Raw genomic sequence first — 22,429 nt, forward strand, 5'->3', positions numbered from 1 at the left:
CCATCCCAGGGAGTTGCTCGAGTGCGCGTCGTCTTTGCCGGTACACCGGAGCCTGCAGTCCCGTCGCTGCGGCGACTGCTGGAGTCCGAACGCCACGAGGTGATCGCGGTGGTGACCCGGCCCGACGCCGCTGCAGGCAGGGGTCGCAAGACGATGCGGTCACCGGTCGGGCAGCTGGCCGACGAGCACGGAATCCCGGTGTTCACACCCGCGAAGCCCTCGGATCCGGATTTCGTCTCACAGCTCACCGAACTCGCACCCGACGTGTGTCCGGTCGTCGCATACGGTGCACTGCTGCCGCAGCCGGTACTCGATATCCCTCGCTTCGGCTGGATCAACCTGCACTTCTCGCTGCTGCCCGCCTGGCGAGGTGCCGCACCGGTGCAGGCGGCCATCGCCGCAGGTGACGAGATCACCGGTGCCTCCACCTTCCTGCTCGACGCAGGAATGGACACCGGGCCGGTATTGGGCGTCGTCACCGAGCGGGTACGCGCAACCGATACGACAGGGGACCTGCTCGCCCGACTGGCATCGAGTGGAGCAAACCTACTCGCTGCCACCCTCGACGCAATCGAGGACGGGACGGCATCCGCGCACCCGCAGCCCGAGGACGGAATCTCCTACGCGAGCAAGGTGAGCGTCGACGCCGCCCGCATCGACTGGACTCGATCTGCAGCTTTCGTCGACCGGCACATCAGATCGGTCACCCCCGCACCGGGCGCATGGACGACGATCGGTGAACTCCGCGTCAAGATAGCCCCGACGACGCGCTCCGAGGACACGTTGGCCCCGGGCGAGATAGCGGTGCGCAAGTCCGGCGTGCACATCGGAACAGGCACGACCGCAGTCGTTCTCGGCGATGTTCAACCGCAGGGCAAGAAGCTCATGAAAGCACTCGACTGGGCGCGAGGCGCTCGGCTGGACGATACGGCGGTAGCGCGATGACAGAACCCGACAGGCCTCGAAAGCGCGAGTCGAGTCCAGCCCGAAAGACCACCAAGAAGTCGCCCGGTGCGCGCGGTCCGAAGGGAAACCGACCCCCGCAGGGTGCAGGACCCCGTGCCGTCGACGCGATCGACCCGGCCCGACGTGCCGCCCGGGACGTCCTCAAGGCGGTGCGTGAACGGGATGCTTACGCCAACCTGGTGCTCCCCGGACTGCTGCGCGAGCGCAAGTTGGATTCGCGCGACGCCGCGCTGGCCACCGAACTCGCCTACGGTGCGTCCCGAGCGCGTGGCGTGCTCGACGCGGTGATCGCCCATGCCGCCGGTCGGCCCGCCGCCGAGATCGACGGGCCGCTGCTCGACATTCTGCGGCTCGGCTCCTACCAACTGCTCCGCACCCGGGTGGCACCCCACGCGGCCGTCGCCACGTCGGTGGACCTGGCTCGGTCCGAATTCGGTACCGGCAAGGCAGGTTTCGTCAACGCGGTGCTGCGGCGCGTGTCCGAGCGTACGGCCGAGCAGTGGGTGGACGAGCTCGCACCGGAGGCGGCGGTCGATCCCGTCGGCCACCTCGCGTTCGAGTACGCCCACCCCAAGTGGATCGCGCAGGCCTTCGCCGACGCACTCGGTGCGGACGCCGGTGAACTCGCCGCCGTCCTCGAGGCCGACGACGCGCGTCCCTCGGTACACCTGGTGGCCCGGCCCGGCGAGATCTCCGCCGAAGAACTGGCGCTGATCACCGGGGGAGAAGAAGGTCCCTACTCGCCGTACGCCGTGCACCTCGACGGCGGAGATCCCGGCAAGATCGACGCCGTCCGCGACGGCCTCGCCGGAGTGCAGGACGAGGGCAGTCAACTCGTCGGCCGGGCGCTCACCCTCGCGCCACTCGTCGGCGAGGACGGGGGCCGGTGGCTGGACCTGTGCGCCGGACCGGGCGGTAAAGCTGCCCTGCTCGGGGCCATCGCCGAAATCGACGGAGCCACGGTCGACGCCGTCGAACCGACACCGCACCGAGCCGATCTGGTGTCCAAGACGACCAAGGACCTTCCGGTGACGGTGCACACCGTCGACGGTCGAACGTCCGGACTCGACCGCGGCTACGACCGAGTGCTCGTCGATGCGCCGTGCACCGGGCTCGGTGCCCTGCGCCGCAGGCCCGAGGCCCGGTGGCGTCGTCGACCCTCCGATGTGGCGGCATTGGTGACACTGCAGAAAGAACTGCTGGCAGCGGCGATCGACCTGGTACGCCCGGGCGGAGTGGTGCTGTATTCGACGTGTTCTCCGCATTTGTCCGAAACCACCGCCGTCGTCGCCGACGCGGTTCGCCGCTACGGCGTCGAGCAGCTCGACACCCGCGAGCTCGTGCCAGGAGTGCCGCAACTCGGCGACGGTACGTCCGTGCAACTGTGGCCGCACCGGCACGGTACGGACGCGATGTTCATGGCGGCGCTACGTAAACCGATGTGACTTCGAAGGCGGCAGAATCAGCTGCCGGCCAGGAACGTCTCGGCCACGGGTTTCGGGGCGTAGACGAGCCACCCGTCGATCAGCAGTTCCCGTAGTTCGTCGTCGTCGGTGTTGTCGAGATCCACCAGAACGGCTGCGAACCCGTCGAAATGCGAGATGGTGAAGCACGCCCGCGGGTGTGCGGCCAGGATAGCTTCCTTCTCGTGGAGGTCGGCGGTGCGGACGGCGAGGATCGGCCCGCTGGGCGGAATCTCGCTGCCGAACCGCTTCAGATCGGCTTTGCTGAACGGGCGGACCCACGCGAACACGTTCTTGCCCACCGACCACGCCGGGTGGCCGTACCGGACACTCTCGGTGACCTCGGGAAGCTCGGCGATCACCGCCGTCACGGAATCCATGGTGGTCATGGGCGAACGATACCGGCTCGGCTAGGCTCGTCAATCGTGGTTTCCCCGATGATTGCCCCCTCGATCCTGTCCGCAGACTTCGCGCGTCTGGCTGCCGAAGCCGATGCCGTGTCCGGAGCCGACTGGCTGCACGTCGACGTCATGGACGCGCACTTCGTACCCAACCTCACGCTGGGGCTTCCGGTCGTGGAGAGTCTGCTGAAGGCGACCAACATCCCCCTCGACTGCCACCTGATGATCGAGGACCCGGCCCGCTGGGCCCCGCCGTACGCCGAGGCAGGCGCGTACAACGTCACCTTCCACGCCGAGGCGACCGACGACCCGTCCGCGGTCGCACGCGACATCCGGGCAGCGGGAGCCAAAGCAGGCCTGTCCGTCAAACCGGGAACACCGATCGAGCCGTACCTCGAGATCCTGCGCGACTTCGACACGTTACTGGTGATGAGCGTCGAACCGGGCTTCGGCGGACAGTCGTTCATGCCCGAGGTGCTGTCCAAGGCGAAAGCCGTTCGGGCACTCGTCGATTCCGGTGACCTCAGACTTGTGGTGGAGATCGACGGCGGCATCAACTCCGACACGATCGAGCAGGCCGCAGAGGCCGGAATCGACTGTTTCGTGGCCGGATCGGCCGTCTACAACACCGCCGACCCCGCAGCCGCCGTGCGCGACCTGCGCGACCGAGCTGCCCGCGCTTCACACCACCTGTCGTAATGAACGGCCAGGGCGCAGCAATGTCCATCGCGGACGCCATGGCCCTCGCCGTCGAGGCATCCGAGTCCGCCCGGGGGATCAGCAGTCCCAACCCTGCCGTCGGCGCGGTGATTCTCGACGCCGGTGGCGTCGTCGTCGGCATCGGCTCGACACGTCCGCCCGGCGGTCCGCACGCCGAGATCGTCGCGCTGGCCGAGGCCGGTGACCGAGCTCGCGGCGGCACCGCGGTGGTGACTCTCGAACCCTGCAATCACACGGGCCGCACCGGTCCGTGCTCACAGGCCCTGATCGACGCGGGCATCGTCGCGGTGGTGCATGCCGTCGCCGATCCGAATCCGCTCGCGTCGGGCGGCGGAACGGCCCTACGTGCGGCCGGCGTTCGCGTCGAACAGGGGATGGGCGAGACCGAGGTGCGGCAGGGGCCACTGCGAGCCTGGTTGCACAAGCAACGCACCGGGCGACCGCACGTGACCTGGAAGTACGCTGCCACCCTCGACGGACGTAGCGCCGCCGCGGACGGCACGAGCCAGTGGATCACCGGACCCCAGGCCCGGGCGCACGTCCACGCCGAGCGCGCCAAGCTCGACGCCATCGTCGTCGGGACCGGCACCGTACTGGCCGACGACCCACGACTGACCGCACGACGTCCCGACGGGACCCTTGCGCCCCATCAACCCGTGCGCGTCGTCGTCGGATCGAGGCCGATACCGTCGACCGCGGCAATCCGTGGTTCCGACGCACCCACGGTGTTCCTCGACACACACGACCCAGCGGCCGTGATCGACGCCCTGAACGAGCACACCGACATCCAGATCGAAGGCGGTCCGACGCTGGCCGGAGCATTCCTCGCCGCGGGCCTGGTGGACCGCGTCGTGGCGTACGTCGCACCGGCGGTGTTGGGCAGCGGACCCGCAGCGGTGGAGAATGCGGGCATCGGAACAATTGCCGACGCAATTCGGTTCCGCACGGAGACAGCCACCATGATCGGCAACGACATTCTGATCGGCGTCGTGCCCGAAGGAGCGAAGTAGATGTTCACCGGAATTGTCGAAGAGCTCGGCGAGATCGTCGCCAAGGACGAACTGCCCGACGCCGCGCGGTTCACCGTTCGGGGCCCGGTGGTGACCTCGGATGCAGGCCACGGCGACTCCATCGCGGTGAACGGGGTCTGCCTGACCGTCGTCGAGGTGCTGCCCGACGGCGGATTCACCGCCGACGTCATGCAGGAGACGCTGAACCGCTCGAGCCTCGGTGCTCTCGACGTGGGCAGCCGCGTCAACCTCGAGCGTGCAGCCGCGCTCGGCAGCCGTCTCGGCGGGCACCTCGTGCAGGGCCATGTCGACGGCACCGGGAAGATCATCGGCCGGTCCCCGTCCGAGAACTGGACCGTCGTGCGCATCGCACTGCCCACCTCGGTTGCGCGGTACGTCGTCGAGAAGGGCTCGATCACCGTCGACGGCGTCTCGCTCACCGTCTCCGGCCTCGGCGTCGACGACGGAGCGCACTGGTTCGAGATCTCCCTGATCCCCACCACCCTCGACCTGACCACTCTCGGCACGGCCGAGGTCGGATCGCCGGTCAACCTCGAAGTCGACGTCATCGCCAAGTACGTGGAGCGGCTGCAGACGATCGACGCACAGTAAGTACTGTTGACGTGCACGCAGTCGATGGTGCATCGGAGAATTTCCAGGGCGCTGAGCCAGGCCCGAGACGTATGGAGCACACCGTGGTGACCAGGTTCGACAGTATCGAGCGCGCAGTTGCGGACATCGCTGCGGGCAAAGCAGTGGTGGTCGTCGACGACGAGGACCGCGAGAACGAAGGCGACCTCATCTTCGCCGCCGAGAAGGCCACCCCGGAACTGGTCGCCTTCATGGTCCGCTACACCTCCGGCTACCTCTGCGTTCCGCTCTCCGGTGAGGACTGCGACCGCCTCGGCCTGCCGCCGATGTTCGCCACCAATCAGGACAAGCACGGCACCGCCTACACCGTCACCGTCGACGCCCGCGAGGGCATCGGCACCGGAATCTCGGCCTCCGACCGTGCGGCCACGATGCGACTTCTCGCCGACCCAGACACCGGGGCCAACGACTTCACCCGTCCCGGCCACGTCGTACCCCTGCGCGCCAAGGACGGCGGAGTGCTGCGTCGCCCCGGCCACACCGAGGCTGCCGTCGACCTCGCGCGCATGGCGGACCTACGGCCTGCGGGCGTCATCTGCGAAATCGTCAGTCAGAAGGACGAGGGCGCGATGGCCCAGACCGACGAGCTGCGCGTCTTCGCCGACGAACACGACCTGGCCCTCATCTCCATCGCCGACCTCATCGCCTGGCGCCGCAAGCACGAGAAGCATGTCGTCCGCGTCGCCGACGCCCGAATCCCCACCAGCCACGGCACTTTCCGAGCCGTCGGCTATCAGAGCATCTACGACGAGGTCGAACACGTCGCGCTCGTTCGCGGCGACATCGCTGGCCCCGACGGAGACGGCAACGACGTGCTCGTTCGAGTGCACTCCGAATGCCTCACCGGCGATGTGTTCGGATCACTGCGCTGCGACTGCGGACCACAGCTCGACGCGGCCCTGGAAATGGTCGCCGCCGAGGAGCGCGGCATTGTGCTGTACATGCGCGGACACGAGGGGCGCGGCATCGGTCTGCTGCACAAACTCCAGGCATACCAACTCCAGGACGCAGGCTCCGACACCGTCGACGCCAACCTGCAGCTCGGACTCCCCGCCGACTCCCGCGACTACGGGATCGGTGCCCAGATCCTCGTCGACCTCGGAGTGTCCTCGATGCGGCTGCTGACCAACAACCCCGCCAAGCGGGTGGGCCTCGACGGCTACGGCCTGCACGTCACCGAGCGGGTGCCGATGCCGCTGCGCGCCAACGCGGAGAACCTCACCTACCTGCGCACCAAACGCGACCGGATGGGCCACGACCTCACCGGGCTCGACGAGTACGAAACCGGTCATTCCGCAGGCTCCACTCCCGCCCAGGAAAACGGAACCACCTCATGAGCGGCGAAGGCGAACCCACCCTGCAGCTGGCAGGCGCGGGTGATCTCAAGCTGGCGATCGTCGCCGGCCAGTGGCACCAGAAGATCTCCCAGGCGCTGCTCGACGGTGCACTCCGCAAGGCCGAGTCGGCGGGGATCGCAGACGTCACGGTCATCCGTGTGGCCGGAGCCATCGAACTGCCCGTCGTGGCGCAGGAACTGGCCCGCAACCACGACGCCGTCGTTGCTCTCGGTGTCGTCATTCGCGGGGGCACACCGCATTTCGAGTACGTGTGCGACGCCGTGACAGCCGGTCTGACGCGAGTCTCGCTCGACGAGGGCACTCCGGTCACCAACGGCGTGCTCACCACCAACGACGAGCAGCAGGCGCTCGATCGCGCCGGACTGCCCGGTTCGTTCGAGGACAAGGGCGCTCAGGCCACGGCGGCCGCGATCGACACAGCTCTCACCCTCAAGCACTTACGCCAGCCATGGACGAATCAGGAGTTCACGTGACCGGCAGCGCACCGTCCGCCGAGTGGGACATGGAAGTGAAGTCGCGCAAATCGGCTCGGTACGCCATCGCGACGGCGGTACTGCTCGTGGTGGCGCACTCCACCGTCGCCGTCCTGCTGCGAGTGTCGCCGACCGGTGTGTACTTCAGAACCGCCGACCAACTGGCGATGGCGGGAATCGGACTTCTTCTGGGAGGCCTGGCGCTCGTGCTGACGCGCCCGCGCATTCGCGTCGGGCCTGCAGGTGTCGCGGTACGGAACCTGTTGTCGGAGCGTCTCATCGAATGGGATCTGGTGCGTGGTCTGTCCTTCCCCGACGGCGCGATGTGGGCCAGGGTCGACATTCCCGACGACGAGTTCATCAACGTGATGGCCATCCAGTCCAACGATCGTGACCATGCGGTGTCGGCGGTACGAAAGTTCCGCACCCTCGAACGCAAATACGCGCCCGCTCAGGTCGATCAGGACTGACGTCGTTCCTTCGCACCACAGCTGAGCTGCGGATGCGGAGAACGTCGGACCCGACGGCTAACGTGGATGCCGTGTCCGACCCCGCTACCTACCGCCCGGCCACCGGAACCATCCCGGTGGAGCCGGGGGTGTACAAATTTCGAGATCCGCACGGTCGCGTCGTCTACGTGGGAAAGGCCAAAAGCCTCCGCAGTCGGCTCAATTCCTACTTCGCAGACATAGCGTCTCTGCATCCACGTACTCGTCAGATGGTCACCACCGCGGCATCGGTGGAGTGGACCGTGGTGACCACCGAAGTCGAGGCCCTGCAGCTCGAGTACAACTGGATCAAGGAATTCGATCCACGGTTCAACGTCCGCTACCGCGACGACAAGAGCTATCCGATGCTCGCGGTGACGATGAACGAGGAATACCCGCGGTTGTTCGTCTACCGCGGACCCAGACGCAAGGGCGTGCGGTATTTCGGCCCCTACGCGCACGCGTGGGCCATTCGCGAGACGCTGGATCTCCTGCTGCGAGTATTTCCCGCGCGCACGTGCTCGACCGGAGTGTTCAAGCGCCACAATCAGATCGGCAGGCCCTGCCTGTTGGGGTACATCGACAAGTGCTCGGCACCGTGCGTCGGCCGGGTCAGTGCCGACGAGCATCGCCGCACCGTCGAGGATTTCTGCGACTTCCTGGCCGGAAAGACGGACAAGCTGGTTCGTCAGCTCGAGAAGAAGATGCAGGCTGCATCCGAGGACCTGGATTTCGAGACCGCCGCGCGTCTGCGAGACGACGTCGGTGCGCTGCGTCGAGCATTGGAGAAGCAGGCGGTGGTGCTCGGCGACGGCACCGACGCCGATCTCGTCGCATTCGCGACCGATGCCCTGGAAGCTGCCGTTCAGGTCTTCCACGTCCGAGGCGGCCGTGTACGAGGGCAACGCGGCTGGGTGGTGGAGAAGGCAGGCGAGGTGATCGAACGCCAGGACGAGGCCGATCTCCCCGCTCTGGTCGAACAGTTTCTGACGCAGTTCTACGGCGAGCAGGCTGCCCTGTCCGCACAGGCACCGGGCGGCGACGACGGTGGTTCCAATGCAGTCCCGAGGGAAGTGCTGGTTCCGGTCCTGCCGGACAACGCCGACGAGGTACAGGTCTGGCTCAGTGAACTCCGGGGCTCGAACGTGACCCTGCGTGTTCCCCAACGCGGCGACAAGAAGGCGTTGGCCGAGACCGTCGAACGCAACGCCAAGGAGGCCCTGCAGCAGCACAAACTCAAACGCGCAGGCGACTTCACGTCGAGATCGGCTGCGCTGCAAGGCATCCAGGAGGCGCTCGATCTCGATTCCGCACCGCTGCGCATCGAGTGCATCGACATCTCCCACGTACAGGGAACCGACGTGGTCGCCTCGCTCGTCGTCTTCGAGGACGGATTGCCCCGCAAGAGCGACTACCGCCACTACGCGATCAAGGAAGCGGCAGGCGACGGGCACTCCGACGACGTGGCGAGTATCGCCGAGGTGACTCGTCGCCGATTCCTGCGGCACTCCGCGGACGGTTCGGCCGAGGGGACCGGGGGCGATCTGGCCCCCGAAGCGGCGCTGGATCCGCAGACCGGACGACCGCGAAAATTCGCGTATCCACCCAACCTGTTCGTCGTCGACGGTGGTGCCCCTCAGGTGGCCGCTGCCGCGGCGGTACTGGACGAGCTCGGCGTGACCGATGTTGCGGTGGTCGGCCTGGCGAAGCGGCTCGAGGAGGTATGGGTTCCGGGGGAGGAGGATCCGGTCATCCTGCCGCGCACGAGCGAGTCGCTCTACCTGCTGCAGCGGGTTCGCGACGAAGCGCACCGGTTCGCGATCACGTTCCATCGCAGCAAGCGATCACGGCGGATGACGGCGTCGGCTCTCGATTCGGTCCGCGGACTCGGCGAGTCACGTCGAACGGCGCTGGTGGCACACTTCGGTTCGGTTGCCAACCTCAAGCGTGCGACGGTCGCGGAGATCGTCGAGGTTCCCGGGATCGGAGAGACCACGGCCAAGTCGGTGCTGGCCGCGCTGGGTTCCGACACGGACGACGCCGATGTAGGCGATGATGGCAGCGCAACTGCAACGACATCGGGCGAGAACACGGCGGAACATGCGATCGCACCGCGTGTGGAATCGGCGGGACAGGCTTCGTAGTGAGCGAACACCAGACACAGAGACATCCACCGTCCGAAGAGCACCTCGAACAGTCCTCCGAGGGGGAGTCGCGGCACGACGAGATCGAGGTGGCGTTGGTCACCGGGGTGTCCGGCGCCGGATTGCGCACTGCGGCCAAAATTCTCGAGGATCTCGGCTGGTACGTCGCCGACAACCTGCCGCCGGAGCTCATCTCCAAGATGGTCGATCTCGGGCTCGAGTCCCAGCCCAGAATCGAGCGCCTGGCACTGGTGATGGACGTTCGAAGCCGCCTGTTCACCGGCGATCTGGGCTGGGTCGTGAAAGAACTCGACTCCAAGGGTGTACGCAACAGAGTGCTCTTCCTCGACGCGTCCGACGCCGTGCTGATCCGTCGATTCGAGTCCAACCGGCGCAGCCATCCTCTGCAGAACGACGGCCAGGACGGAACGTTGACCGAGGGCATCACCGCCGAACGGCTGCGACTCGCCCAGGTCAAGGCAGCTGCGGATCTGACCGTGGACACCACATCCCTGTCGGTGCACCAGTTGCGGCGCAAGATCGAGACGGTGTTCGGCGACGCCGACACCACCGGCGTCGGCGTCACCGTGCAGTCGTTCGGATTCAAGTACGGCCTGCCGATGGACGCCGACCTGGTGTGCGACGTGCGCTTTCTGCCCAATCCACACTGGGTCCCCGAGCTGCGCGAACACACCGGCCAGGACGCGGACGTCCGCGATTACGTGCTGGGGCAGGACGGGGCACGCGACTACCTGCAGACATACACGCACCTGCTGAATTTGACGATCGAGGGATACGTGCGGGAAGGCAAGAGATACATGACGGTGGCCGTTGGTTGCACCGGAGGAAAGCACCGAAGTGTCGCGATGACCGAAGCACTGGCCGCAATTCTCGCCGATCAGGGCGATGTGTCGGTGCGCGTGCTGCATCGGGATCTGGGTCGCGAATGAGCGAGTTCGACACCGAAGTACCGGTATCCGGCCCGAAGATCGTCGCGCTCGGAGGCGGCCACGGCCTGTACGCCACGCTGTCGGCGGCCCGGTTGCTCGGTCACGACGTCACCGCCGTCGTCACGGTCGCCGACGACGGGGGATCCTCGGGGCGTCTGCGCGCCGAGCTCGGCGTCATTCCGCCCGGGGACCTGCGTATGGCACTGGCCGCGCTGGCACGCTCGGACGAGAGAACGCAACTCTGGACCGATGTCCTGCAGCACCGCTTCGGTGGCACGGGCGCTCTGGCCGGACATTCTGTGGGCAACCTCATCCTCGCCGGCCTGACCGAGGTACTGGGCGACCCGATCGCCGCACTGGACGAGATGGTGCGGATGCTCGGAATCGAAGGACGAGTGCTTCCGATGTCGCCGATCGCACTCGACATCGAGGCCGACGTCTCCGGTCTCGAGGACGACCCACGCGTGAGCCGTGTCATTCGCGGACAGGTGGCAGTGGCGACGACTCCGGGCAAGGTCCGCCGCGTCCGACTGCGTCCACCCGAACCGCCCGCCTCCGCGGATGCGCTCGCTGCGATCGAGAAGGCCGACCTCGTGGTGCTCGGACCGGGATCGTGGTTCTCCAGCGTCATCCCACACGTGCTGGTGCCGGATCAGCTCGCCGCGCTGGCTCGCACGAGCGCGCCGAAAGTACTGGTGTTGAACCTGGCACCCGAACTGGGCGAGACCACCGGATTCTCCGCCGAGCGCCATGTCCACGTACTCTCCCAACACGCACCGGATTTGGGAATCGACTACGTGTTGGTCGATTCCGCCTCGGTCCCGGAAGGCAGCAACCGCGAGCACGTGGCGCGGGCGGCAGCCCGGCTCGGTGCCGAGGTCGTCTACGTCGACGTTGCCGAAAACGGCACCCACGCACATCATTACGGCAAGCTTGCTGCGGCTCTCGGCTCCATCGTGTCGTCCACCGACGGCACCGTACCGACTGCCGCACGCAGAGAGGGGATCACTTCGTGGCCATGACAGCGGAGGTCAAGGACGAGCTGAGCAGGCTCACCGTCAGTCAGGTCAGTTGCCGCAAGGCCGAGGTGTCCGCACTGCTGCGATTCGCAGGCGGACTGCACATCGTGGCGGGCCGGGTGGTGGTCGAGGCCGAGGTGGACCTCGGGTCCATTGCGAGACGGCTCCGTCGGGAGATCTTCGAGCTGTACGGCTACTCCTCCGACGTGCACATGCTCGGAGCAGGCGGGCTCCGCAAGACCTCTCGCTACGTGGTGCGCGTCGCCAAGGACGGCGAGGCGCTGGCGCGACAGACCGGCCTGTTGGACCTGCGCGGCCGCCCGGTTCGCGGCTTGCCCGCGCAGGTCGTCGGCGGCACGGTGGGAGACTCCGAGGCGGCATGGCGTGGGGCATTCCTGGCGCACGGTTCACTCACCGAACCCGGCCGATCGTCGGCCCTGGAGATCAGCTGCCCGGGCCCCGAAGCGGCGCTCGCGCTCGTCGGAGCCGCTCGACGTCTCGGCGTCGCCGCCAAGGCACGCGAGGTCCGCGGCACGGATCGAGTGGTCGTCCGCGACGGCGAGGCGATCGGGGCACTGCTCACGCGGATGGGCGCACAGGACACCCGGTTGATCTGGGAAGAACGACGCATGCGACGCGAGGTCAGGGCCACCGCGAACCGGCTCGCCAACTTCGACGACGCCAACCTGCGCCGCTCGGCCAGGGCCGCCGTGGCCGCCGCAGCGCGTGTCGAGCGGGCCCTGCACATTCTCGGCGACGACGTGCCGGATCATCTGGCCGCGGCGGGCTCGCTCCGAGTCCAGCATCGGCAGGCGTCTCTGGAGGAACTGGGCCAGTTGGCCGACCCACCGATGACCAAGGACGCTGTGGCAGGCCGAATCCGACGTCTGCTGTCGATGGCCGACCGCAAGGCGAAGGAAACCGGAATTCCGGACACCGAGTCGGCGGTCACCGCCGAACTGCTCGACGAGGCGTGATCGGCTCGATCGTGTGATGCGCGCGCTCTGCCTGCGCGCACACTAGGGTGGGAACCGCGTGTGGCACCCCGCACGCAGGAACAATCAGACATCTGTTTTCACAACTTTTAGGAGCGAACAGTGACGATCCGGGTAGGCGTCAACGGCTTCGGCCGCATCGGGCGTAACTTCTTCAGGGCTGTCGATGCGCAGAAGGCGCTCGGTACCACCGACATCGAAATCGTTGCTGTCAACGACCTGACCGACAACGCATCGCTCGCACACCTGCTCAAGTACGACTCGATCCTGGGCCGCTTGCCGCACGACGTCTCGCTCGAGGGCGAGGACACCATCGTCGTCGGTGGCCAGAAGATCAAGGCGCTGTCGCTGCGCGAGGGCCCGTCCGCACTTCCGTGGGGTGACCTGGGCGTCGACGTCGTCGTCGAGTCCACCGGCATCTTCACCGACGCTGCGAAGGCACAGGGCCACATCGACGCCGGTGCCAAGAAGGTCATCATCTCCGCGCCTGCCAAGGGCGAGGACATCACCATCGTGATGGGCGTCAACGACGACAAGTACGACGGCAGCCAGAACATCATCTCCAACGCGTCGTGCACCACCAACTGCCTCGGCCCCATCGCCAAGGTTCTCGACGACGAGTTCGGCATCGTCTCGGGTCTGATGACCACGATTCACGCGTACACGCAGGATCAGAACCTGCAGGACGGCCCGCACAGCGATCTGCGTCGCGCCCGCGCCGCAGCGCTGAACGTCGTGCCGACCGGCACCGGTGCAGCCAAGGCCATCGGCCTGGTTCTCCCGCAGCTGCTCGGCAAGCTCGACGGCTACGCGCTTCGGGTTCCGATCCCCACCGGCTCGGTGACCGACCTGACCGCACTGCTGAAGAAGTCGGCTTCCGCCGAGGACATCAACGCTGCGATGAAGGCCGCTGCCGAGGGCCCGCTGAAGGGCATCCTCAAGTACAACACCGATCCCATCGTGTCCTCGGACATCGTCACCGACCCGCACTCGTCGATCTTCGATGCGCCGCTGACGAAGGTCATCGACGACCAGGTCAAGATCGTCTCCTGGTACGACAACGAGTGGGGCTACTCCAACCGCCTCGCCGACCTCATCGGTCTCGTCGGCAAGTCCCTCTGACACCGATGGCTGTCAAGACACTGCAGGATCTGCTCGATGCCGGTGTCGAAGGCCGTGGCGTTCTCGTGCGATCGGACTTCAATGTCCCGCTCGAGGACGGCACGATCACCGATCCCGGCCGTATCCAGGCGTCGATCCCGACTCTTCGGGCACTGGTCGAGGCGGGTGCCAAGGTCATCGTCACCGCACACCTCGGTCGTCCGGACGGCAAGCCCGACGCGAAGTACAGCCTGGCTCCGGTCGCAGCGAAGCTCGGCGAGCTGCTCGGACGCCACGTTCAGCTCGCGGGCGACGTGGTGGGTCAGGATGCCGAGGCTCGCGCCGAGGGTCTGACCGACGGCGACGTGCTGCTGCTCGAGAACATTCGCTTCGATCCGCGCGAGACCAGCAAGGACGAGTCCGAGCGAGCTGCTCTGGCTCGTGAGCTCGTTGCTCTGGCCGGCGACGACGCAGCATTCGTCTCCGACGGATTCGGCGTCGTGCACCGCAAGCAGGCGTCGGTCTACGACGTGGCGCAGTTGCTGCCGCATTACGCGGGCACCCTCGTCGCGGCCGAGGTCGAGGTGCTGGCCAAGCTCACCGAGGACGCTGCACGTCCGTACGCGGTGGTGCTCGGCGGCTCCAAGGTCTCGGACAAGCTCGGCGTCATCGAGGCGTTGGCCCCCAAGGTCGACACCCTTGTCATCGGCGGCGGCATGGCATTCACTTTCCTTGCTGCACAGGGCTATTCGGTCGGAAACTCGCTGCTGCAGGAGGATCAGATCGGGGTCTGCAAGGACCTGCTCGAGCGTTTCGGCGATGTGATCCACCTGCCCGTCGACATCGTCGTCGGAGACAAGTTCGCGGCGGACGCCGAGGCGAAGACCGTGAAGGCGTCCGAGATTCCGGACGGCTGGATGGGCCTGGACATCGGACCCGACTCGGTCAGTCGTTTCTCCGTCGTCCTGTCGAATGCCAAGACCGTCTTCTGGAACGGACCGGCAGGAGTGTTCGAGTTCGACAAGTTCTCGGCCGGCACCAAGGGCATCGCGGAAGCGATCATCGGCGCCACCGAGAAGGGCGCGTTCAGCGTCGTCGGTGGCGGCGACTCCGCGGCTGCGGTGCGCACCCTCGGACTGCCCGACGACGGCTTCTCGCACATCTCCACCGGCGGCGGTGCTTCCCTCGAGTACCTCGAAGGCAAGCAGCTCCCCGGCCTATCCGTCCTGGAGGCGTAACGCATGGCACGTAAGCCGCTCATCGCGGGCAACTGGAAGATGAACCTCAACCACCTCGAGGCGATCTCGCTGGTGCAGAAGATCGCGTTCTCGTTGCCCGAGAAGTACTTCGACAAGGTCGACGTGACGGTGATTCCGCCGTTCACCGACATCCGCAGCGTGCAGACTCTGGTCGAGGGCGACAAACTCCTGCTCACCTACGGTGCACAGGACGTCTCGTCCGAGGACAAGGGAGCCTTCACCGGCGAGATCAGCGGATCGATGCTGGCCAAGCTGGGGTGCACCTTCGTCGTCGTCGGTCACTCCGAACGACGCACGTTGCACAGCGAGGACGACGCAGTCGTGCTCGCCAAGACGAAGGCGGCCCTGAAGAACGGCCTCACCCCGATCGTGTGCATCGGAGAGGGTCTGAACATCCGCGAGGCCGGCGAGCACGTGGCCTACAACGTCACGCAGCTGCGTGGTTCGCTCAGTGGATTGTCGGCGGAGGACATCTCCAAGATCGTCATCGCCTACGAGCCGGTGTGGGCGATCGGAACGGGCCGTGTCGCGTCGGCGTCGGACGCGCAGGAAGTGTGCGGCGCCATCCGCGAGGAGCTGAAGTCGCTGTCCTCGGACGAGGTCGCCGCAGGCGTCCGCGTGCTGTACGGCGGCTCGGTCAACGCGAAGAACGTCGGCGAGATCGTCGGCCAGCCCGACGTCGACGGCGCATTGGTCGGTGGCGCTTCGCTCAAGGCGGACGAGTTCGCCACACTGTCGGCTATCGCCGCAGGCGGCCCGCTGCCCTGATCGGCCATCGGCAACGCTGTATCGAACGGTTCTCGGACACCTCGCTTCGGCGGGGTGTCCGAAGCCGTTCTCGGGGCCAGGTAGGCTGCTGAAGGCATCGAATCGAGTTTGAGGTGGACATGGATCTGTTTCTGGATATTCTGCTGGTCATCACCAGCCTGGCGCTGATCTTGCTGATCCTGCTGCATCGCGGCAAGGGCGGCGGATTGTCCAGCCTGTTCGGTGGCGGTGTGCAGTCCAGCCTGTCCGGCTCCACCGTTGTCGAAAAGAACCTCGATCGCCTCACGGTCTTCACCGGCATCATCTGGCTCATCGCCATTCTCGGTATCGGTCTGGAGATCAAGTACACCTGATCGAATTCGGCTCCGAGTGCGAGTTGGTGACGGAGCGACGATACTGGGTGGATGAGCGAATCCTCCTACGAGTCAGTCGGTTCCCCAGCCTTCGTCCCACCGACAGCTCAGGGTCGGGAGTTGACAGAGCCTCTTCGTGAGGACATCCGCTATCTCGGCGGCATCCTGGGTGAGATCATTCGCGAGCACGAGGGCGACGACGTATTCGAGTTGATCGAAGCGGCGCGAGTCGAATCCTTCGCGGTACGCAGATCCGAGATCGAGCGCGACGACTCGGTCGGGCGCTACACCGATGTCGAAGTGGCACAAGCGGTTCCACTCATTCGAGCATTCAGTCACTTCTCGCTGCTGGCCAATCTTGCCGAGGACCTGCACCGCGAACGTCGTCGCGCGATTCACCTCGACCGCGAGGACCCGCCGCAGGACAGCAGCCTCGACGCCACCTGGCTCAAGATCGATGCCGCGGCCCCGTCGCGCGAGCAGGTGGCCGCGGCGCTGACGGATGCGCTGGTCGCACCGGTGATCACCGCGCACCCCACCGAGACGCGTCGACGCACCGTGTTCGATGTGCAGTCCAAGATCACCGAGCTGATGCGGCGCCGTGATGTCGCCGCCGCGGCGCGTGAGGGCAAGGCCGCCAGCGCGGCGAAGGAACTGGCCGCCATCGACGTGCAGATCCGCAGGCAAGTGCTGACCCTGTGGGAGACGGCTCTGATTCGATTGTCGCGCTTGCGGATTCAGGACGAGATCGAGGTCGGCCTCCGGTACTTCGAGTCCTCCCTGTTCGATGTCATGCCGGCGTTGAACGCGGACGTGCGGGCAGCCCTGCGGGCACGGTGGCCCGAGGACGACCTATTGCCACGGCCCATTCTTCGCCCCGGCTCCTGGATCGGCGGCGATCGGGACGGCAACCCGAACGTGACCGCAGAGGTGGTCCACACCGCGACCCATCAGGCGGGATACGTAGCGTTCGAGCACTACCTGGACGAATTGGTCGCGCTGGAGAAGGAATTGTCGATGTCCGCGCGTCTGGTGGATGTCACCGAGGATCTGAAGGCTCTGGCCGGCGCATCGACCGAGCCGGACGACCGTCGATCGGACGAGCCGTATCGGGTCGCGGTCATCGGTATCCGGGCCCGGCTCACCGCTACCGCCCAGACCGTGCTCGACGCGGTGCCGGTCTCCGGGATCGATCTCGGGGCGCAGAAGTACGACGGTCCGCAGGGCATCCTCGACGACCTCGACATCATCGACCGCGCGCTGCGGGCGGACGGCGATGCCCTGATCGCCGACGATCGACTGCTCCGGCTCCGACAGTCGGTCGAGACGTTCGGCTTCCATCTGCAGGCGTTGGATATGAGGCAGAACTCCGAGACTCACGAAGAGGTGGTCGCCGAGCTGCTGGCCTGGGCCGGTGTACATCCGGACTACATGTCCCTCGGGGAGGACGAACGGGTCTCGGTTCTGTCGCACGAACTTGCGACCAGGCGGCCGCTGGTCGGCCCCAACGCGCAACTCAGCGAGCTCGCCACCAAGGAACTGGGCATCGTCAGGGCCGCCAAGGAGGCCATCGACCACCTGGGCCCCGACACCATCCAGAACTACATCATCAGCATGTGTCAGTCGGTCAGTGACATGCTCGAAGCGGCGTTGCTGCTCAAGGAAGCAGGGATATTCGACCCCGGCACCGACGGTTCGGCGCCCACGTCGACGGTGGGTGTCGTGCCGCTGTTCGAGACCATCGAGGATCTCCAGCAGGGCGCAGCGACGTTGCTCGCCACGCTCGACGTTCCGATCTACCGTGCGCTGGTGGCCGGGCGCGGCATGAATCAGGAAGTCATGCTCGGGTATTCGGATTCGAACAAGGACGGTGGATACCTCGCGGCGAACTGGGCGCTGTACCGCGCGGAGCTCGATCTGCTCGAGGCCTCACGCAAGACGGGTATTCGCCTGCGGCTCTTCCACGGTCGCGGCGGCACGGTCGGCCGCGGCGGCGGTCCCAGTTACGACGCGATCCTGGCGCAGCCGCCCGGAGTGGTGCAGGGATCGCTACGGCTCACCGAGCAAGGCGAGATCATCGCGGCCAAATACGCCGAGCCGTCCATGGCGCGTCGCAACCTCGAGTCTCTGGTTGCCGGAACCCTCGAATCGACTCTGCTGGACGTCGAAGGTCTCGGGGACGGCGCAGAAGCCGCGTACGACATCCTGGACGACCTCGCTGCGAAGGCCCGCGCGGCATACGGTCGGCTGGTGCACGAGGAGCCCGGGTTCGTCGAGTACTTCCGCACGTCGACTCCGGTTGCCGAGGTCGGTGAGCTGAACATCGGCTCCCGTCCGGCATCGAGGAAGCCGACGAACTCGGTGTACGACCTGCGTGCCATTCCATGGGTGATGTCGTGGAGTCAGTGCCGCGTCATGCTGCCCGGGTGGTACGGCACCGGTTCGGCGTTCGAGGAGTGGGTCGGCGACGACGACGCCAAGCTCGAGGTATTGACCGACCTGTATCGAAAGTGGCCGTTCTTCCAGACCGTTCTGTCCAACCTCGCGCAGGTCATGGCCAAGTCGGATCTGGGTATCGCGGCGCGGTACGCGGAGTTGGTTCCCGACGCAGACCTGCGTGCGCGGATCTTCGGCATGATCGAAGCCGAACATGCCACGACGGTGCGGATGTACCTGAAGATCACCGGCCACAGTCGCCTGCTCGAAGACAACCCGTCGCTGGAACGCTCCGTGCACAACCGGTTCCCGTACCTCGAGCCGCTCAACCAGATGCAGGTGGAGATGCTCCGGCGTTACCGCAACGGTGACGACGACGAACGGGTCAAGCGAGGAATCCTGCTGACGATGAACGGTCTCGCGACGGCACTGCGCAACAGCGGCTAGCCCCTCTTCGGGGGCGAGGAACCGGTCGGCGGCGGGTCGCGTCCAACGAGGTATGAGGCAGTGCTGCAGAACGACGGACACCTGGAGAGACGGATCCGCCTACCGCGCGAACGGTAGGCGGATCGGTCGCTCGAGGACAGGACGAGCCCGGTGCATCGGCGACTACGACTGCGAGCGGCCGGGATGTGACCCCGACGCTGCCGAACCCGACTAGTCGGGTGAGATCACACGGTGTCCAGCTTGGACGCTGCACCGGCATCGAGGAACCAGACCGTGGATTCGGTGCCCAGCGCGCCGGCCGACGGGACCTCGTCGGAATCGGCCCCGCCCACCGCGGCCGCGACGGCGTCGGCCTTGTTCGCTCCCGAGACGAGCAACCACACGTGCTGTGCGCGGCGAACAGCCGGCAGCGTCAGTGTGATGCGCACCGGCGGGGGCTTGGGGGAGTCCTCGACCGCCACGACGAAGCGGTGCTGTTCGCGCACTGCATCGGTGTGGGGGAAGAGTGAATTGATGTGGCCCTCACCGCCCATTCCGAGGAGATGGACGTCGAACCGGGGCGTCGGGTCACCCTCCGATCCGGAATGCAGGATCTGCGCATACGTTGCCGCGGCAACCTCGGGGTCGCTCCCGTGCGGTCCGTCGGATGCGGCCATCCGGAACACTCGGTCGGGATGGACATCGACGTGATCGAGCAGCGCCTCCGAGGCCTGTACCTCGTTGCGTTCCTGATCGCCCGAGGGCAGGAAGCGCTCGTCGCCGAAGTAGATGTCGACCTTGCCCCAGTCGATCGCGCCGGAGTCCGCGCGCAGCGCCTCCAGCAGCGCGATTCCGGTGCCACCGCCGGTCAACACCACCGATGCGAAGCCTCGCTGGGCCTGTGCGGCCGTGACCACGTCGACGAAGCGAGATCGTGCGGCGTCGACCAGGGCCTGTGCGTCCAGGTACTGAAGTACCGTTGTCTTACTCATAGCTCACTTTCGACAGTCCGTGCAGCGCGAGTTCGTAGATCTCGTCCGTGTCGAGTCTGCGCAGTTCCTCGGCGAGGCACTCTCGCGTGTTGCGACGCGCCAGTGCGACTTCGGCGTCGGGTTGACCGGTGCGCCGAAGGGTCGCGGTCTTGCCTGTCTGCGGTCGCGTCAGCGAAATGCTGCTGTTCTCTCTGATCAGCTCCACCTTGAGCTCACCCGCACGGCGGTGGACCGGCACGTCCAGTTTGGCGGCCAACCAACCGGCCAGGATGTCGAGTGCGGGTTCCTCGGCCAGTCCCGACACCGTGGCCGAGACGACAGCCTCGAACGGAGCCTGGTCGAGTGCGGTGGCCAACAGACCGCGCCAGTAGGTGATGCGACTCCAGGAAAGATCGGTGTCGCCCTCGGTGTAGCTGCTGAGCCGACCCTTGATCGTCGCGGTGGTGTCGGGGGAGTTGGTGGCATCGGTGATCCGCCGAATTGCCAAGCGCCCCAGCGGATCCTTCGCCGGAACGGTCGGTGCCTCGTCCGGCCACCACGCCACGATCGGGGTATCGGGCAGCAGGAACGGGATGACCACACTGTGCTCGTGATCGGCGAGTTCGCCGTTCAAGCGCAGCACCACGACCTCCGACGCTCCGGCGTCGCCGCCCACCCGGATCTGTGCGTCGAGGCTCGACTCGGCGGATCGGTCTCCGTGGATGAGCACGATGACGCGGCACGGATGCTCACGGCTCGCTTCGTTGGCTGCGTCGATCGCTCGTTCGGCTTTGGCCGGATCACGGCTGGCGACGATCAGCGTCAGCACCCGACCGATGGTCACCGCACCGCCCGCTTCACGCACCTCCACCAACTTCTTGCCGACCTCGGCCGTCGTCGTGGCGGGGATGTCGACAATCACGGCCTTCTCCATTCGCGTCCGGTGCGGTGCATCATCTCGTCACCCGAGGAAGGCCCCCAGGTACCGGCTTCGTACGGTTCCGCGGTGCCGCCGGAAGCCCAGAATTCCAGAATCGGATCCAGGATCTTCCACGACAGTTCCACTTCGGCATTGACCGGGAACAGCGACGGCTCGCCGAGCAGCACATCGAGGATGAGGCGCTCGTATGCCTCGGGAGAGGACTCGGTGAACGCCTGGCCGTAGCTGAAGTCCATGCTGACGTCGCGCACCTGCATGCTCGATCCCGGCACCTTGGAGCCGAAGCGCATCGTCACGCCCTCGTCGGGCTGGACTCGGATCACCAACGCATTCTGACCGAGTTCTTCGGTCATCGTCGCGTCGAACGGCAGGTGCGGAGCGCGCTTGAACACCATCGCGATCTCGGTGACTCGACGCCCGAGTGCCTTGCCGGTGCGGAGATAGAACGGCACCCCACCCCAGCGCCGCGTATCCACCTCCAGAGTGATGGCGGCATAGGTTTCGGTGTTCGACTCGGAGTCGAATCCCTCTTCCTCCTTGAGCCCCTTCACTTTCTGACTGCCCTGCCACCCCGCGGAGTACTGACCGCGCGCCGAGGTGCGATCGAGTGGCTCGGCAAGTTTGGTTGCCGAGAGCACCTTGATCTTCTCCGACTGCAACTCCTTGGGGTTGAAGCTGACCGGCTCCTCCATCGCAGTGATGGCGAGAAGCTGCAGAAGGTGGTTCTGGATGACGTCACGGGCGGCGCCGATTCCGTCGTAGTACCCGGCGCGACCGCCCAATCCGATGTCCTCGGCCATCGTGATCTGAACGTGGTCGACGTAGTGCGCATTCCAGATCGGATCGAACAGCTGGTTGGCGAAGCGCAGTGCCAGGATGTTCTGCACCGTCTCCTTGCCGAGGTAGTGGTCGATGCGAAACACGGTGTCCTCGGGGAACACTCGGTTCACGACAGCGTTGAGCTCTTTCGCGCTCTGCAGGTCGTGTCCGAACGGCTTCTCGATGACCACGCGTCGCCAATTGCCGTCCTTGCTCTGCGCCAGGCCCGAGCGCGACAACTGCTCGAGGACGACAGGGAAAGCGCTGGGCGGGATGGACAGATAGAAGGCGTGATTACCCCCGGTGCCGCGGGTCTCGTCGAGCTCGGTCAGTGTTCGTGACAGCTCGTCGAACGCCTCGTCGTCGTCGAAGGAGCCCTGGACGAACCGGAATCCCTCGGCGAGGGTGTTCCACACCTCCTCACTGAACGGTGTTCGCGCGTGATCGCGCACGGAGTCGTGCACGATCTTGGCGAAGTCCTGGTTCTGCCATTCCCGCCGGGCAAATCCGACCAGGGCGAAACCGGGGGGTAGAAGCCCCCGGTTCGCCAGGTCGTACACCGCAGGCATGAGCTTCTTACGCGCGAGATCTCCGGTCACTCCGAAGATGACCATGCTGCACGGGCCCGCGATGCGGGGGAGCCGCTTGTCCCGCGCGTCGCGGAGAGGGTTGAGCCAGTCCGCGGAATGGAGAGGTTCGGTTTCTGCGGTGGGCACAG

At 66.3% G+C, this 22,429-nt stretch carries 21 protein-coding genes; 17 read left to right on the forward strand and 4 right to left on the reverse strand.

What is annotated here, in order from left to right; genetic code table 11:
* Window positions 1-21 precede the first annotated feature (21 nt).
* A complete protein-coding gene (gene fmt, locus CH271_RS17800; RefSeq protein WP_094634365.1) occupies window positions 22-945 on the forward strand; it encodes a methionyl-tRNA formyltransferase in 924 nt (307 codons plus the stop codon).
* Window positions 942-2,411 carry an RsmB/NOP family class I SAM-dependent RNA methyltransferase gene (locus tag CH271_RS17805; protein ID WP_094634366.1) on the forward strand — a complete coding sequence of 490 codons (1,470 nt, stop codon included), beginning with the start codon at window positions 942-944 and terminating at the stop codon, window positions 2,409-2,411. Before fmt ends, CH271_RS17805 begins: the two co-directional genes overlap by 4 nt.
* A gap of 17 nt (window positions 2,412-2,428) precedes the next feature.
* On the opposite strand, the gene CH271_RS17810 is transcribed toward CH271_RS17805, so the two are convergent.
* On the reverse strand, window positions 2,429-2,818 hold the full coding sequence (locus CH271_RS17810) for an MmcQ/YjbR family DNA-binding protein (protein WP_094634367.1): 390 nt from the start codon (window positions 2,816-2,818) through the stop codon (window positions 2,429-2,431).
* 36 nt (window positions 2,819-2,854) lie between these two features.
* Here CH271_RS17810 and rpe point away from each other — a divergent pair, with 36 nt between their 5' ends.
* From rpe to ppc, 15 genes are all read left to right on the forward strand, one after another.
* Window positions 2,855-3,529, forward strand: coding sequence for a ribulose-phosphate 3-epimerase (gene rpe / locus CH271_RS17815; protein ID WP_094634368.1), 675 nt, complete (start codon window positions 2,855-2,857; stop codon window positions 3,527-3,529).
* The gene (gene ribD / locus CH271_RS17820; protein WP_373453572.1) at window positions 3,529-4,560 is read left to right on the forward strand and encodes a bifunctional diaminohydroxyphosphoribosylaminopyrimidine deaminase/5-amino-6-(5-phosphoribosylamino)uracil reductase RibD; all 1,032 of its coding nucleotides are present in this window, start codon (window positions 3,529-3,531) and stop codon (window positions 4,558-4,560) included. The genes rpe and ribD overlap by 1 nt, the downstream gene beginning before the upstream one ends.
* Window positions 4,561-5,172: a riboflavin synthase gene (locus CH271_RS17825; protein WP_037189383.1), complete on the forward strand. Its 612-nt coding sequence runs from the start codon at window positions 4,561-4,563 to the stop codon at window positions 5,170-5,172.
* An 86-nt stretch (window positions 5,173-5,258) separates the two neighbouring features.
* Window positions 5,259-6,548, forward strand: coding sequence for a bifunctional 3,4-dihydroxy-2-butanone-4-phosphate synthase/GTP cyclohydrolase II (locus tag CH271_RS17830; protein WP_094634587.1), 1,290 nt, complete (start codon window positions 5,259-5,261; stop codon window positions 6,546-6,548).
* Entirely contained in the window at window positions 6,545-7,042 is a 498-nt protein-coding gene (ribH, locus tag CH271_RS17835) for a 6,7-dimethyl-8-ribityllumazine synthase (protein ID WP_094634369.1), read from the forward strand. Before CH271_RS17830 ends, ribH begins: the two co-directional genes overlap by 4 nt.
* 29 nt (window positions 7,043-7,071) lie before the next feature.
* Window positions 7,072-7,512: a PH domain-containing protein gene (locus tag CH271_RS17840; RefSeq protein ID WP_037190047.1), complete on the forward strand. Its 441-nt coding sequence runs from the start codon at window positions 7,072-7,074 to the stop codon at window positions 7,510-7,512.
* A 71-nt stretch (window positions 7,513-7,583) separates the two neighbouring features.
* Window positions 7,584-9,674: an excinuclease ABC subunit UvrC gene (uvrC, locus tag CH271_RS17845; RefSeq protein ID WP_037190046.1), complete on the forward strand. Its 2,091-nt coding sequence runs from the start codon at window positions 7,584-7,586 to the stop codon at window positions 9,672-9,674.
* A gap of 83 nt (window positions 9,675-9,757) precedes the next feature.
* Entirely contained in the window at window positions 9,758-10,624 is an 867-nt protein-coding gene (rapZ, locus tag CH271_RS17850; RefSeq protein ID WP_037190045.1) for an RNase adapter RapZ, read from the forward strand.
* Window positions 10,621-11,646 carry a gluconeogenesis factor YvcK family protein gene (locus CH271_RS17855; RefSeq protein ID WP_037189381.1) on the forward strand — a complete coding sequence of 342 codons (1,026 nt, stop codon included), beginning with the start codon at window positions 10,621-10,623 and terminating at the stop codon, window positions 11,644-11,646. Before rapZ ends, CH271_RS17855 begins: the two co-directional genes overlap by 4 nt.
* Window positions 11,637-12,620 carry a DNA-binding protein WhiA gene (gene whiA, locus CH271_RS17860; protein ID WP_032398005.1) on the forward strand — a complete coding sequence of 328 codons (984 nt, stop codon included), beginning with the start codon at window positions 11,637-11,639 and terminating at the stop codon, window positions 12,618-12,620. The genes CH271_RS17855 and whiA overlap by 10 nt, the downstream gene beginning before the upstream one ends.
* A 120-nt stretch (window positions 12,621-12,740) precedes the next feature.
* Window positions 12,741-13,760, forward strand: coding sequence for a type I glyceraldehyde-3-phosphate dehydrogenase (gene gap, locus CH271_RS17865; protein WP_037189380.1), 1,020 nt, complete (start codon window positions 12,741-12,743; stop codon window positions 13,758-13,760).
* Between the two features lie 5 nt (window positions 13,761-13,765).
* On the forward strand, window positions 13,766-14,977 hold the full coding sequence (locus CH271_RS17870) for a phosphoglycerate kinase (RefSeq protein WP_037189379.1): 1,212 nt from the start codon (window positions 13,766-13,768) through the stop codon (window positions 14,975-14,977).
* Window positions 14,978-14,980: 3 nt separating this feature from the next.
* Window positions 14,981-15,766 carry a triose-phosphate isomerase gene (gene tpiA / locus CH271_RS17875; protein ID WP_094634370.1) on the forward strand — a complete coding sequence of 262 codons (786 nt, stop codon included), beginning with the start codon at window positions 14,981-14,983 and terminating at the stop codon, window positions 15,764-15,766.
* 119 nt (window positions 15,767-15,885) lie between these two features.
* Window positions 15,886-16,119 (forward strand): preprotein translocase subunit SecG, encoded by a 234-nt coding sequence (gene secG / locus CH271_RS17880; RefSeq protein WP_032398009.1) that lies wholly within the window; start codon window positions 15,886-15,888, stop codon window positions 16,117-16,119.
* A gap of 51 nt (window positions 16,120-16,170) precedes the next feature.
* Window positions 16,171-19,002: a phosphoenolpyruvate carboxylase gene (gene ppc, locus CH271_RS17885; protein ID WP_094634371.1), complete on the forward strand. Its 2,832-nt coding sequence runs from the start codon at window positions 16,171-16,173 to the stop codon at window positions 19,000-19,002.
* 224 nt (window positions 19,003-19,226) lie between these two features.
* On the opposite strand, the gene pgl is transcribed toward ppc, so the two are convergent.
* Genes pgl through zwf form a run of 3 tightly spaced genes read right to left on the reverse strand, consistent with a single transcriptional unit; the run spans window position 19,227 to window position 22,427 of the window.
* On the reverse strand, window positions 19,227-19,973 hold the full coding sequence (gene pgl, locus CH271_RS17890; RefSeq protein ID WP_094634372.1) for a 6-phosphogluconolactonase: 747 nt from the start codon (window positions 19,971-19,973) through the stop codon (window positions 19,227-19,229).
* A complete protein-coding gene (opcA, locus tag CH271_RS17895) occupies window positions 19,966-20,874 on the reverse strand; it encodes a glucose-6-phosphate dehydrogenase assembly protein OpcA (protein ID WP_170946023.1) in 909 nt (302 codons plus the stop codon). Before opcA ends, pgl begins: the two co-directional genes overlap by 8 nt.
* Complete coding sequence (gene zwf / locus CH271_RS17900; RefSeq protein WP_037189374.1) at window positions 20,871-22,427, reverse strand: glucose-6-phosphate dehydrogenase; 1,557 nt, start codon at window positions 22,425-22,427, stop codon at window positions 20,871-20,873. The genes opcA and zwf overlap by 4 nt, the downstream gene beginning before the upstream one ends.
* Between the last annotated feature and the right edge of the window lie 2 nt (window positions 22,428-22,429).

Source organism: Rhodococcus sp. 05-340-2 (assembly GCF_002258915.1).
GTDB lineage: Bacteria > Actinomycetota > Actinomycetes > Mycobacteriales > Mycobacteriaceae > Rhodococcoides.

What these genes read in the sequence shown, in the direction of transcription:
- secG (WP_032398009.1), top strand. Translation starts at nt 15,886, where the DNA reads ATGGATCTGTTTCTGGATATTCTGCTGGTCATCACCAGCCTGGCGCTG.
- CH271_RS17840 (WP_037190047.1), top strand. Translation starts at nt 7,072, where the DNA reads ATGGAAGTGAAGTCGCGCAAATCGGCTCGGTACGCCATCGCGACGGCG.
- ribH (WP_094634369.1), top strand. Translation starts at nt 6,545, where the DNA reads ATGAGCGGCGAAGGCGAACCCACCCTGCAGCTGGCAGGCGCGGGTGAT.
- CH271_RS17855 (WP_037189381.1), top strand. Translation starts at nt 10,621, where the DNA reads ATGAGCGAGTTCGACACCGAAGTACCGGTATCCGGCCCGAAGATCGTC.
- pgl (WP_094634372.1), bottom strand. Translation starts at nt 19,973, where the DNA reads ATGAGTAAGACAACGGTACTTCAGTACCTGGACGCACAGGCCCTGGTC.
- CH271_RS17825 (WP_037189383.1), top strand. Translation starts at nt 4,561, where the DNA reads ATGTTCACCGGAATTGTCGAAGAGCTCGGCGAGATCGTCGCCAAGGAC.
- ribD (WP_373453572.1), top strand. Translation starts at nt 3,529, where the DNA reads ATGAACGGCCAGGGCGCAGCAATGTCCATCGCGGACGCCATGGCCCTC.
- tpiA (WP_094634370.1), top strand. Translation starts at nt 14,981, where the DNA reads ATGGCACGTAAGCCGCTCATCGCGGGCAACTGGAAGATGAACCTCAAC.
- CH271_RS17870 (WP_037189379.1), top strand. Translation starts at nt 13,766, where the DNA reads ATGGCTGTCAAGACACTGCAGGATCTGCTCGATGCCGGTGTCGAAGGC.
- ppc (WP_094634371.1), top strand. Translation starts at nt 16,171, where the DNA reads ATGAGCGAATCCTCCTACGAGTCAGTCGGTTCCCCAGCCTTCGTCCCA.
- CH271_RS17805 (WP_094634366.1), top strand. Translation starts at nt 942, where the DNA reads ATGACAGAACCCGACAGGCCTCGAAAGCGCGAGTCGAGTCCAGCCCGA.
- CH271_RS17810 (WP_094634367.1), bottom strand. Translation starts at nt 2,818, where the DNA reads ATGACCACCATGGATTCCGTGACGGCGGTGATCGCCGAGCTTCCCGAG.